The following is a 12785-nucleotide window of genomic DNA, read 5'->3' as shown; positions in this document are numbered from 1 at the left end:
GAGGCAAGAGATGAATCTGATTCTGTTTTTGATTATAGGCGGTGTGGCCGGTTGGCTGGCTGGTTTGATCATGAAGGGCCGTGGTTTTGGCATTCTGGCCAACATCGGTATTGGTATTGTCGGCTCGTTTCTCGGCGGTTTTGTGTTCCGCCTTCTGGGTCTGGCGGCCCAGGGTGCTGTTGGTGAGCTGGTCACCGCAACGGTAGGCGCTGTGTTGCTTCTCGCTATTGTTAGTGCAATCAAGAAGGCCTGAGCATGATCGTACCCGTAACCGGAGTGTTTGCCGCAGTTATCGGCATTCTTTTGCTGGTGTTGTCGGCGCAGGTCGTCAAATTTCGTCTGAAGTACAAAAAGGGCCTGGGCGTCACCGATGATCGGGATTTCGAGGCCGCGGTCCGGGCCCACGCCAACCTGGTGGAGTATGCGCCACTCGGTCTGCTCATGCTGGCTATCGCTGAGCTCAACGGCGTTTCCAGTACTCTGATTTACTGGACCGGTATGGCGCTGGTGGTTGGCCGCATTCTTCATGCCTTCGGCATGATCAACGGTCGCGGTGGCACCCATTGGGCCCGTATGATCGGCATTCTGCTGACCTGGCTGGCGATTCTGGTGACAGCCTTATTGCTGTTGTGGAACGTCTGGCAGGTTTATGGCTAGACCAGAAAAGAACGGGCGGCCAATGGCCGCCCGTTCTGCTTTCAGCAACCCGGTTTTATACCCGGTCAGTCTTCAACCTGGCTCTCATCCTCCAGGATAAGCTCTACTTCTTCCGCATCCAGTACCTGAGGCTCATAGGTCAGTCCCTGTGCCTCGATCACGCTTACAAAGGCTTTCAGGTGGCTTTTTGATCCATCCAGCAGGTTGGAATAGGCAAGAATGATGGCGCGCTCATCGGTTTGATTAATCGCAGCCAGAATATCTCTCATATCCTTCTCTTCGATCAGGCCCCCTACGAACAGGCCATCAACAAACGAGTTTTTTCCCTTGGCAACCAATTCGTCATACAGGGCCTGAAGTTCCTGATTGGTGAATACGCCGATCGTGTCATTCACTACCGGGTCTTCAACATCAAACTTTTTCAACAGGTAGTCTACGGTGCTGGTATGAGATTCTTCGGACAGCGCGATTCTTGCGAATACCTGCGTTCTGTCGCCCCAGTACTGGTCCATTGTGAGATAAACGTCTCGGGCCAGCTTTTCCTCTTCGCGCATGAACTGCAGATCGCTCACCTCAATGGTGGTCAGATCTTCCGAATCGGCAGTTTCTGCCGATCGACCCCCGCCGTCGCTGTTGCGCGGACCGCCTGCAGCGAATGTGGCGCTGGTAAGGAACATCGAACCAATGAGTGCGGCAGTGGTGAAGGTTTTTGCGTTCATAGTGACCTCTCTAGTCAGGTAACAGTTAAACCCTGGATACATGACTAAGACGAGGAATTCGGGCAAAAGGTTCGTTAAATAAATGTAAGTTTGCTTTCTAGTTTGTAAATAAAGTCTTGTTTTTATTGAATAATAATTTCAGTTTTAATGAAATTGATCCGTTTACCGCTTCAGAAATCGGAATAATTAAGATTTCATAAAAGCCGCCGACAGCGGTTGCAGGGTGTTCCATCACGCCTGTGCAGGGTGCATCCAGCCCCCGCTACGCGGTAAGTCCGGGGGCGGCCTATGGGGTTGGTGTTGCCGCTCAGAGTGCCTGGGCGACATCCATGTCCATGTATTCCAATTCTACTCGGCGGTTGGCAGCCCTGTCTTCCGGCGTTGCCAGAGGGCGCGCTGAGCCCCAGTGCCGCATTAGAATCCGGGATTCCTCCACGCCTTCCTGAATGAGACTTCGCGCCACTGCATTGGCCCGCAATCGTGACAGAAACTGGTTGTAATCCTCCGAACCGAAGTTGTCGGAATGGCCATGAATCCGCACGCTCACGGAAGGATGCTCCTTCAGGTAGGCGGCGTGCTGTTGCAGGAAGGCAATGTCATCCTTGTCCAGTGAGTGCTTGTTGAAGCCGTAATGGAACTTCATGCGGTGCGGGCGTCTGGTCCCGGCATCGTAAGTGGCAGCGGTGAAGCCTGCGGCCATCGCAGCATTGGCGATCAGGCCCGGGTTATCCAATACAAGTACGGTCATCTGAAAATCCTTGGTTCGGTATCCGGTTTTTCTTGTTATTCCTGTTCACTATTGGCCGGAGCAGGAATAACGGCAATTGGCGAAAAGTCGATACATGTCCCGGCACAGTCCGTCGCTGGAAATGATTTAATGTCATTTGTGTGACGCGCCAATGACAGTCTCACCGGTAGTCCGGGCTTTTCCGACTCTGTGGGGTGTGCCACATTTCCGGGATTGACCCATAGCGACCTTTGCGCTGGATTCCATTTGAGCGCGAAAAGAAGGCGTGGCTGTGGTAAAAAGCAGACTTTCAGGGACAGATTATGATGAATTGTGACCGCCCATGCTGATTATCCCCGCCGAGAACGCCATCAACTGGAAACGCCCGCCCTGGGTCACCCTGGGCCTGATCATGGCCTGCCTGCTGGTTTTCCTGTTTTATCAGGGGGACGACAGCCGGAAACTCGAGCAGGCCGTTGAACAGTACCTGGCCGCCGATCTACATGAGCTGGAGGCGCCGGCCTACGAGGATTACCTGCAACGGCAAATCCAGTTCCAGGGTGAAGAAGGCCGGGTATACGAACTACAGCAGTTTCAGCAGCTCCGGGAAGAGAACGAAACCTTCTGGCTGGCCATCAATCTGATGATGGATCGGGAGTTCTACCAGTATCTGCTGCAGAACCGTGATGTGATCTGGGCGCCGACAGAAAGGGCCCGTTGGCAGGAGCAGCGCACTGCGATAGAGCAGCAGTACATCCAGAAGCTGAGTGCCAACCAGTTGGGACTGGTTCCTGCCGATCTGTCACTGTATACCCTGATCACCTACCAGTTTCTGCACGGCGGCTGGGGCCACATCATCGGTAACCTGATCTTCCTGTTCCTGCTGGGATTCACCGTTGAGAAAGCCCTGGGGCCGGGTCGGTACCTGATTGCCTATCTGGTTTGCGGTGCCTTGTCCGGCCTGATGTTTACCGCGGTTTCGGCGGGTAGCTATGTACCCCTGGTGGGTGCCTCTGGCTCGATCTCCGGCCTGATGGGCATGTACGTAGCCATCTATGGCCTGCAGAAGATCCGTTTCTTCTATTTTCTCGGCGTTTACTTCAACTATTTCCGTGCTCCGGCTATTGCTCTGTTACCGGTATGGGTGGGCAAGGAAATCTACGATTACTGGTATGCCGGTGCCACCGGTATCGCCTACATGGCCCACGCTGGCGGTCTGATCGCAGGTGCCGGCCTGGTCTGGCTGCTTGGCAAAAGCTGGCTGCAGGTGCGAGAGGAATTTTTTGAACCGGAAGAGGAAGAGCAGGATGCCCGGTTTACCACCGGTTACGCCCAGGCCATGGCCAGCCTCGGCCGAATGGAGTTCGATCTGGCCCGGCGGCAATTCGAGGCTCTTCGTGAGCACTATCCGGAACGCCATATTCTGCTGGAACACCTTTACCAGTTGGCCAAACTCCGCCCGGACTTGCCCGAATATCGTGATCGCGCCAAAGAGCTGATGAACGATGCCCTCAGCCGGCGCCAGCCAGAGCAGATGATTGCGATTTGGCAGGAATACCTGGGTAAAGGGGAAAGCTATCAGCCGTTATCGGCGCAAGACCATAACCGGGTGTTGTTTACCAGCCTGAAACAGCATGATCTGAAAGCTGCCGAGAAAGCCTTTGAGCGATTGAAAAGCACCGGCGATGACATGCTGACCACCGAGGCCTGTCGGTTGCTTGTGGAAGAGTTTGAAAAGCGCCAGATGGCGCCCAAAGCTCGTCATTATCGTCAACTTCTTCAGGCCGGCTAGCCTCGGGGCAGCAGGGTATGGGAGGGGCTTCCCAAAACACGCTGTGAATACGTCCCTGTACGCTCGGCTCCGCCATCCATGGCTCCGCACGGTTTTGGGAAGCCCCTCCCATACCCTGCGTCAGTCCTGGGCAGAAAACGTTGCTTTCGGTCCCTTCAGCGGCTCTTTATTCTGCGCCTGCTCCAGATAAACCGTAATCTGCTCATGCAGCGGATGATTCACGCATTTTTTCTGAATAAACGTCAGGAAAGCCGTCGCTTTTTCCCACTGGGACAAGCCGTTGGCCAGGGTCTGGGCGACGAGCAGATAGGCTGGGGCCAGCTGTTCGCTGTCCGGGAAGCGTTTGTGGAAATCCTGAAGCACTCGCAAGGCCGGTTTGAACTGGCCACGGTGATACAAGGCCCTGGCGCAGCGCACTGAAAGGTCCGGATCCTCCAGTTTGAAGCCGGGTTCTGCTTTCTGGATCGTATTCAGCACATCGGCGATGCCTTCGCCGTCGTTGCGGTCGGCCAGCCAGCCCAGAATGCGTGGATGGTAGCGGTAGAGTTCGTCGGTGTCCTGGCGGGCGGTGAGTAGCTGGTACAGCTGGCCGATTCTCAGGGCGTTATCCCGGTCCCGCTTCAAAGCTTCCTTCAACATGCTCTGCACCCGATCGTAGTTGCCGTCTTTCAGGTTCATATCGATATCGGCATCAAAGCGGGCGCTACGGTCGCGCTGGTGGGTGTCCTGCCCGGTGGTGTCATCCTGGATATCCGAGGCAAAACCCAGCTCTTCCTGGTACTGGAACAGCAGGTAGCCCAGCATGTGGAACAGGATCAGGGTGAAGGTACTGTTCAGGAAGCCGGCCAGGGGCTGGGCCACCCAGAACGGAAAGTGATTCACCGCAAAGTCCTGGGCCGCGCCCGAGGCGAGGGTCAGCAGGATCAGGTAGCCGTAGAGCAGGAAATAAGGGGTGCCAATTCGCGAGATCAGCACCGCCAGGTTCATCGGATTCACCGCAGCACCCACCGAGCGTTCCATGGCCAGAACCATGATGCTGGCCGGTAATGCCAGAATGACAAATGCCAGCGCCAGCAGCATCAGGATGGGGCCGCCGAGCATGGCAGCCGCGCCAACCAGCCCGCCCATCAGCACGAAGACCAGCAACTGCAGGATGACAATATCAAAGCCACTGCCGGTGAAGGCGACGGACACGGCGGGCGGTTTCAGGTGGCCTTCAGCGGTGTGGTTAATCACCGCATAGGTGTACTTGAACAGGGCCAGGGCAAGCACCAGCCAGATCAGGATGCCAATCAGGTTGGCGGGGGCTACCACCGGCACCAGGGTACAGATGGCGATCACGATCAGCGGATCGGTATGGAACGGGTAGCGGAAGAACGCGCCGAGTCGCTGCCAAAACGGGACCACTTCGGTGGCGGCGCCCAGGTATCGCATGGCCTTGCTGCAGTGCGGACACAGGGCCCGACGCTGTCGGGTATCGGCGTCGGGCATGCAGCGGCTGCAGTAGTGAATCTGGCACTCCCCACAGTGCCATTTGGCAGGGTCGCCGGGGTGATAGTGGCAATCGTGTTTCACAGGTGCTTGTGTCCTGGTCCATCAGAAAATCGTTGGCTCATGATGACAGATGTCGGTTTTGATCGCAGCAAACCAGTTAACAGGTAGACTATTGTCAGTTCCCGGGCGTATCCAACCGGGCACATCTGATTATCCGGAGGTTGCTTGGAACACCCGCAAAACAGCGTAACCGGTATCGATACTCGCGAAACCCGGCAGCAGTACACCTGGCGGGATATCTTTGGGCTTGCGCTCAAGCACAAGCCAAGACTGGTGCGTGCCAATCTGCTGGCTATCATGGCAACCGTGATGAGTGTGCCGGTGCCACTGCTGCTGCCGGTTCTGGTGGACGAAGTGCTGCTGGACGAGCCTGGCCCTGTGTTACCGGTAATGGATTCCTTCCTGCCGGGGAGCTGGGAAACACCGGTGGTCTATATCGGCCTGATGGTTGTGGTGGCATTTCTGCTTCGTGTGGCGGCACTGTCGTTCAACGTTTTGCAGTCCCGGGAATTTTCCAAGGTTTCCAAGGATGTGGTGTTCCGCATCCGGTCCCGCCTGCTCGGGCGTTTGCAACGGGTGGCCATGTCCGAGTACGAAACTCGCGGCTCGGGCGGAATCAGCAGTCACTTTATTACCGATCTGGATACCGTAGACCAGTTTCTGGGTACCACCATCAGCCGTTTTCTGGTGGCGAGCCTGACAGTGCTGGGTACCGCTGGGGTCCTGCTCTGGGTGCACTGGGAGCTGGGCCTACTCATTTTGCTGTTCAATCCGCTGGTTATCTTCGCCACGATTCTGATCGGCAAGCGGGTCAAGGAGTTGAAGCGCCGGGAGAACAGCGCTTACGAAGACTTCCAGGGCGACCTGACCGAAACCCTGGATGCGATTCACCAACTGCGGGCGGCTAATCGGGAAAAGCATTACCTTCGCCAGCTGATCGACCGCGCCCGCAACGTGCGGGACCACGCGATCCAGTTCGAATGGCGCAGCGATGCAGCCAGCCGGGCCAGTTTTGCCCTGTTCCAGTTCGGCGTCGACGCGTTCCGGGCCGCCGCGATGGTAACCGTGCTGTTCAGCGACCTGAGCATCGGCATGATGTTCGCCATTTTCGGCTACCTCTGGTTCATGCTGACGCCGGTTCAGGAAATGCTCAACATGCAGTACGCCTGGTTCGCCGCCAATGCGGCGCTCGGGCGTATCAACCGGTTGCTGGATCTGAAAGAAGAGCCCCGCTATCCGGCGCTGGAGAACCCGTTCCGCGACCGTCATACCGTGGGGCTTACCCTGCGCAATATCCATTTCGCTTATGGCGAGGAGCAGGTGCTCCGGGGCATCAATCTGGAGTTGGCGCCCGGCGAAAAAGTGGCCCTGGTGGGCGCCAGCGGTGGCGGCAAGTCGACTCTGATTCAGGTCATCCTCGGCATGTACACACCGCAGCAGGGCGAGGTGTTGATTGATGGAGTGCCTGTTGAGCGCATTGGCTTGCCCTGCCTTCGTGAACATGTCGCGACCGTGCTTCAGCACCCGGCGCTGTTCAACGATACCGTTCGCCAGAACCTGACCCTTGGCCGGGACAAGCCCGATGCCGCGCTCTGGGATGCCCTGCGAATCGCCCAATTGGACGGCACGGTTGCGGCAATGCACGACCAGCTTGATACCGTTATCGGCCGACAGGGCGTGCGCCTGTCGGGCGGACAGCGTCAACGCCTGGCCATTGCCCGGATGATCCTGTCAGAGCCTTCAGTGGTGATCCTGGATGAAGCCACCTCGGCTCTGGATGCGGAAACAGAGTTTCAGCTCCATCGGGACCTCGAAGCTTTCCTCAAACAGCGCACCACGCTGATCATTGCCCATCGCCTCAGCGCCGTTAAACAGGCAGATCGTGCCTGTGTTTTCGAGGATGGCCGGATTATCGAAGAGGGTCACCACGACGAGCTCATTGCCAAAGAAGGGCTGTACGCCCAACTTTATGGCGAGCGCCAGATGTAATCCTGTCCCTAAAGTTTACTTCTCATTACAACAAAAAAAGATCTGTCGCTTTTTGCGTCCGTAAAAGATTGGAAATGCAAGTTCTAGGGGCTAAACGTTGCGTAATGCACCCATAGCCCGGTTTCAAACTTCTCTGCAAACTTGCGCGGATCTTTCACGGACAGGAAAAGTGAACAGGAAAACGACAAGTATTCTGCTTTTCGCCGCAGCTTTCCTTTTGGCACTTGCGCTCCCGGTGATGCCGTCGCTGCTGAACAATAGCGGCTTTTACGGGATGGCGATTGATGAGCCGGGAGAGAACCTGAATGGCTACCAGCCTCCGCAGAACGGACTTTCCGTTATTTTCTTTGGTTATCGCCAGTGCGGAACCGTTTGCCCGGTTCAATTGGTCAATCTGATGGAGTTGAGCCAGCTTTTGGATGGGGCTGAGGTCGAATTCCTGTTTGTCACCCTTGACCCGGAAAACGACACGCCGGAAGTGCTTGACCAGACCATGGAGAGTCTTGGGAAGGTGTTCAGATTCTACCGGCCAGAAACTCACCGGGCCGCTCAAAAACTGGCTTCAGCGTACAACGATTTTGCCGTTAAACAGGGTAGTTCCGAGGATGATCTCATTGCTCACAGCGCACATCTGCATGTAGTGACGGGAGAGTTCCGCAGAAGGCTGGTTTACACAACGCCAGATCTGAATCTCAAGCTGGTTGAACAGGATCTTCGCCGCTTACTAAAAGACAAAAATAGCGAGAGTTCCAAATGATGAGCGCAGTAAACAGTCAGTCTTACGAAGTTGAAATCCGGGAGCGCACCGATCGCCAGATGTTGTTGATCCTTCTGGCTCATATTCCGGTGGTCGGCTTGCTGGTGCCGATGGGCTATGGCACCACTATGTTCGCTCTGATTGCGTCTTTGCTGGTGGGAGGTCTTGCAACTGCCGGCTTCTTTACGATGCGTGGAACAAGGGCCTTGTCGTCACTGTTCGCAATCTGCCTGATGCTCTTCTCAGCCATCATGATCCAGGCGCAGTTGGGTCGCATTGAAATGCATTTCCACATCTTTGCCGCCCTGGCTCTGGTGATCATTTATCGGGACTGGCTGCCGGTGGTGGTCGCGGCAGGTACCATCGCTGTTCATCATTTGGCGTTGACGGGCCTGCAGCTGAGCGGTGCGTCCTTTGGCAACATGGCATTGATGATCTTCAACTATGACTGCAGCTGGTCGATCGCATTTCTGCACGCAGCTTTCGTGGTTTTCGAGGCGGCGATTCTGGTGTTCTTCGCGATTCGAATGGGTGCGGAGCAAAAGCAGTCGATCCAGATAATCGAGATTATTCGAGGATTCGATTCCAACAACGATCTGACGACACGTCTGGATGACGCGGACAAAAGTGTGACGGCCGGTTCGTTCAATAACATGCTGGAGCGGTTTGTCGAATTGATTTCCAGGCTCCGGGAGCTGTCAGAACAACTTCGCTCAAACGCTGATGACATGACCAGTGTCAGTGACACAACCACGCAGATTGCCAACGAGCAGCAGGTTCAGACTGATCAGGCGGCCACGGCAACCAATGAAATGTCCGCCAGTATCCAGGAAGTCGCCAGTAACGCGCAGTTGGCGTCCGATGCGGCCAGCAATGCTTCTGCTGCCGCCACCAGAGGTGGTGAGGCCATGGCTAACGCGTCGAAACTCACGGAGTCTACCGATGAAGCTCTTGAAAGCAGTGCTAATCGGGTTGATGAGCTGAGCGAAAAAATCGAATCCATTTCCTCTGTCGTCGGCTCTATCAATGCGATCTCCGAACAGACCAACCTGCTGGCCCTGAACGCCGCCATCGAGGCGGCAAGAGCCGGAGAGCATGGCCGTGGATTCTCCGTGGTGGCGGATGAGGTCAGGGCGCTTTCCCTGAGAACCCAGGAATTTACTGACCAGATTCGGGCTACCGTCGGCGAACTTAGCGACATATCAGAAGCCACCAAGGCTTCGATGGAGATGGGCCGGACCCGTTCTGCCGAGTCAACACGGGCCATGCGAGAAACCGGCGAGGCAATTCGCGAAGTTGAAGCAGCCATCGGCGAGGTTTCGCGAATGAATTACCAGATCGCATCGGCTTCGGAAGAGCAGGCAGCCACGTCGCTTCAGATCAATGAGAATATTCATTCCATCGCCAACCGGAACAACGATGTGGTATCCGAGGCGGAGCGGGTCAGAACCATGGCTTCAGACCTTGAGGCGGTCACCGAAAAACTGAATGAACTGGTGAAGCTGTATCGCATCTAAACCTTCCAGGAACTGATGTCGGAGAGTCGTCCGGCTCTCCGACGTTGGTCTGATATTCACCGCGCTGATGCCGAACATTCACCGGCCCGCGGTTGAACTCTCGTTAATTGCTGCAATAGTTAAAGGTGACTTCACGCTGTGGAGTCCTTTCATCAGGCTATTGCCCGGTATGGGATTGCTTTCCCGGTCGATGCGTTGCTGAAAGGGCTTCGAAAGAGCCTTCCGGAATACGCGGATAACGACGAAAAAGGAGGCACCACATGTCGAACGAAAGTCTCAGTAAAGACAGTCTGAATACCCTTTCCAGCCTGGATGCTGGCGGTAAAACCTTTCATTACTACAGCCTGCCCAAGGCTGCGGACACCCTCGGCGACCTGAATCGCCTGCCGTTTTCGCTCAAAGTGCTGATGGAAAACCTTCTGCGCAATGAGGATGGCACCACCGTGGACAGAAGCCACATTGATGCCATGGTGCAGTGGATGAAGGACCGTCATTCCGACACTGAAATCCAGTTCCGGCCTGCCCGTGTGTTAATGCAGGATTTCACCGGCGTGCCCGGCGTCGTCGACCTGGCTGCCATGCGTGAAGCGGTCAAGGCAGCCGGTAAGGATCCGGCGATGATCAACCCGCTGTCGCCTGTGGACCTGGTGATCGACCACTCGGTAATGGTGGACAAATTCGGCGACGCGTCCTCGTTCAAGGACAACGTAGCCATCGAAATGGAACGCAACCAGGAACGCTATGAGTTCCTGCGCTGGGGCCAGCAGGCGTTCGACAATTTCCGTGTGGTGCCACCGGGCACGGGTATCTGTCACCAGGTAAACCTGGAATATCTCGGCAAGACCGTCTGGCAGAAGGACCAGGACGGCAAGACCATCGCCTACCCGGACACCCTGGTCGGTACCGATTCTCACACCACCATGATCAACGGCCTGGGCATTCTTGGCTGGGGCGTTGGCGGTATTGAAGCGGAGGCCGCCATGCTGGGCCAGCCGGTCTCCATGCTGATTCCGGAAGTGGTGGGCTTCAAGATCACCGGAAAGCTTCGGGAAGGAATCACCGCAACAGATCTGGTGCTTACCGTCACCGAAATGCTGCGCAAGAAAGGCGTGGTGGGCAAATTCGTGGAGTTCTACGGCGACGGCCTGAAGGACATGCCGGTGGCAGATCGGGCCACCATCGCCAACATGGCCCCGGAATACGGCGCCACCTGTGGTTTCTTCCCGGTAGACGAGCAGACCATCAAGTACATGCGCCTGACCGGCCGTGAGGAAGAACAGCTGGAGCTGGTGGAAGCCTACGCCAAGGCCCAGGGCTTGTGGCGTGAGCCCGGCCATGAGCCGGTGTACACCGACAACCTGGAACTCGACATGGGCGAAGTTGAGGCCAGCCTTGCCGGCCCCAAACGCCCGCAGGATCGTGTTGCCCTGAAGAACATGAAGTCCTCCTTTGAGCTGTTGATGGAAACTGCCGAGGGGCCTGCCGAGAACCGTGAGGCCAACCTTGAATCCGAGGGTGGTCAGACCGCCGTTGGCGTTGACGACAGCTACAAGCATCATGCCAGCCAGCCCCTTGAGATGAATGGCGAGAAAAGCCGGCTGGATCCGGGTGCGGTCGTCATTGCGGCGATCACTTCCTGCACCAACACGTCGAATCCGAGCGTTATGATGGCCGCAGGCCTGATCGCCCAGAAAGCGGTCCAGAAGGGACTGAGTACCAAGCCCTGGGTCAAGACATCGCTGGCGCCGGGTTCCAAAGTCGTCACTGACTATCTGAAAGTGGGTGGCTTCCAGGACGATCTGGACAAGCTCGGCTTCAACCTCGTCGGCTATGGCTGCACAACCTGCATCGGCAACTCCGGGCCTCTGCCGGACGCGGTAGAGAAAGCCATTAGTGATGGTGACCTGACCGTGGCCTCGGTGCTCTCCGGCAACCGAAACTTCGAAGGCCGTGTGCATCCGCTGGTGAAAACCAACTGGCTGGCATCGCCGCCCCTGGTGGTTGCCTATGCGCTGGCGGGCAACGTGCGCCTGGATCTCTCAAAAGATCCGTTGGGTAACGACAAGGATGGAAATCCGGTGTACCTGAAGGACCTCTGGCCGAGCCAGCAGGAGATCGCTGAAGCTGTGGAGAAAGTGAAAACCGACATGTTCCGCAAGGAATACGCGGAAGTCTTCGATGGCGACGCCACCTGGAAGTCCATCAAGGTGCCGGAAAGCAAGGTGTACGAGTGGTCTGATAAATCCACCTACATCCAGCATCCGCCGTTCTTTGAAGGGCTCAAGGAAGAACCGGACGCGATTGACGATATCAAGGATGCCAACATACTGGCACTGCTGGGCGATTCGGTGACTACCGACCACATCTCACCGGCCGGTTCCTTCAAGCCGGACACCCCTGCCGGTAAATACCTGCAGGAACACGGTGTTGAGCCGAAAGACTTCAACTCCTATGGCTCTCGCCGGGGTAACCACGAAGTCATGATGCGTGGCACCTTTGCCAATGTGCGTATCAGGAACGAAATGCTCGACGGCGTGGAAGGCGGTTATACCAAATTCGTGCCCACGGGCGAACAGATGGCGATTTACGATGCCGCCATGAAGTATCAGGAGAACGGCACGCCGTTGGTGGTCATTGCCGGCAAGGAATACGGTACCGGCTCAAGCCGCGACTGGGCGGCCAAGGGTACCCGTCTGCTGGGTGTAAAAGCTGTGGTGGCCGAATCCTACGAGCGCATTCACCGCTCTAACCTGATCGGTATGGGCGTAATGCCACTTCAGTTCCCGGAAGGCACGGACCGCAAGAGCCTCAAGCTTACCGGTGAGGAAACCATCAGCATCGAAGGCCTGTCTGGTGAGATCAAGCCGGGACAGACCCTCAAGATGACGGTGAAGTACAAGGACGGATCCACGGAGACCTGCGAGCTGAAATCTCGCATCGACACCGCCAACGAGGCCGTCTACTTCAAGCATGGCGGCATCCTCCATTACGTGGTGCGGGAAATGTTGCGCACTGCCTGAGTGGACAGGGTGAAATGGCATAGCGGGCGGCCGCTATGCCGAATTCAAGAGAT

General features: G+C 56.4%; 10 protein-coding genes. 7 read left to right on the top strand and 3 right to left on the bottom strand.

All coding sequences use genetic code 11. The features are described from left to right. The first annotated feature begins 10 nt into the window (after positions 1 to 10). Together ACP86_RS07740 and ACP86_RS07735 are read left to right on the top strand one after the other, a co-directional pair. Positions 11 to 253 (top strand): GlsB/YeaQ/YmgE family stress response membrane protein, encoded by a 243-nt coding sequence (locus tag ACP86_RS07740; RefSeq protein ID WP_008175780.1) that lies wholly within the window; start codon positions 11 to 13, stop codon positions 251 to 253. Between the two features lie 2 nt (positions 254 to 255). Then, positions 256 to 657, top strand: a complete 402-nt coding sequence (locus ACP86_RS07735; RefSeq protein ID WP_041645712.1) for an MAPEG family protein — start codon at positions 256 to 258, stop codon at positions 655 to 657. A gap of 65 nt (positions 658 to 722) precedes the next feature. Here ACP86_RS07735 and ACP86_RS07730 read toward each other — a convergent pair whose 3' ends face one another. After that, positions 723 to 1376, bottom strand: coding sequence for a DUF2202 domain-containing protein (locus ACP86_RS07730; protein ID WP_053113237.1), 654 nt, complete (start codon positions 1374 to 1376; stop codon positions 723 to 725). Between the two features lie 307 nt (positions 1377 to 1683). After that, positions 1684 to 2124: an OmpA family protein gene (locus tag ACP86_RS07725; protein ID WP_014578618.1), complete on the bottom strand. Its 441-nt coding sequence runs from the start codon at positions 2122 to 2124 to the stop codon at positions 1684 to 1686. A gap of 322 nt (positions 2125 to 2446) precedes the next feature. Between ACP86_RS07725 and ACP86_RS07720 the strand changes: the two genes are divergently transcribed. Continuing rightward, positions 2447 to 3895 carry a rhomboid family intramembrane serine protease gene (locus ACP86_RS07720; protein ID WP_053113236.1) on the top strand — a complete coding sequence of 483 codons (1449 nt, stop codon included), beginning with the start codon at positions 2447 to 2449 and terminating at the stop codon, positions 3893 to 3895. A gap of 120 nt (positions 3896 to 4015) precedes the next feature. On the opposite strand, the gene ACP86_RS07715 is transcribed toward ACP86_RS07720, so the two are convergent. Continuing rightward, positions 4016 to 5470, bottom strand: a complete 1455-nt coding sequence (locus ACP86_RS07715; RefSeq protein ID WP_053113235.1) for a hypothetical protein — start codon at positions 5468 to 5470, stop codon at positions 4016 to 4018. 144 nt (positions 5471 to 5614) lie between these two features. Between ACP86_RS07715 and ACP86_RS07710 the strand changes: the two genes are divergently transcribed. The 4 genes from ACP86_RS07710 (at position 5615) to acnA (ending at position 12732) form a co-directional block, all read left to right on the top strand. Next, the gene (locus ACP86_RS07710) at positions 5615 to 7438 is read left to right on the top strand and encodes an ABC transporter ATP-binding protein (protein WP_053113234.1); all 1824 of its coding nucleotides are present in this window, start codon (positions 5615 to 5617) and stop codon (positions 7436 to 7438) included. Positions 7439 to 7535: 97 nt separating this feature from the next. Further along, positions 7536 to 8195, top strand: coding sequence for an SCO family protein (locus tag ACP86_RS07705; protein ID WP_227507839.1), 660 nt, complete (start codon positions 7536 to 7538; stop codon positions 8193 to 8195). Further along, a complete protein-coding gene (locus ACP86_RS07700; protein ID WP_053113233.1) occupies positions 8192 to 9712 on the top strand; it encodes a methyl-accepting chemotaxis protein in 1521 nt (506 codons plus the stop codon). The genes ACP86_RS07705 and ACP86_RS07700 overlap by 4 nt, the downstream gene beginning before the upstream one ends. A 260-nt stretch (positions 9713 to 9972) precedes the next feature. Continuing rightward, complete coding sequence (gene acnA, locus ACP86_RS07695) at positions 9973 to 12732, top strand: aconitate hydratase AcnA (protein WP_053113232.1); 2760 nt, start codon at positions 9973 to 9975, stop codon at positions 12730 to 12732. Positions 12733 to 12785 lie beyond the last annotated feature (53 nt).

The sequence above is a fragment of the Marinobacter sp. CP1 genome, assembly GCF_001266795.1.
Lineage (GTDB): Bacteria > Pseudomonadota > Gammaproteobacteria > Pseudomonadales > Oleiphilaceae > Marinobacter > Marinobacter flavimaris.
This window is presented reverse-complemented; position numbering and strand designations above follow the sequence as displayed.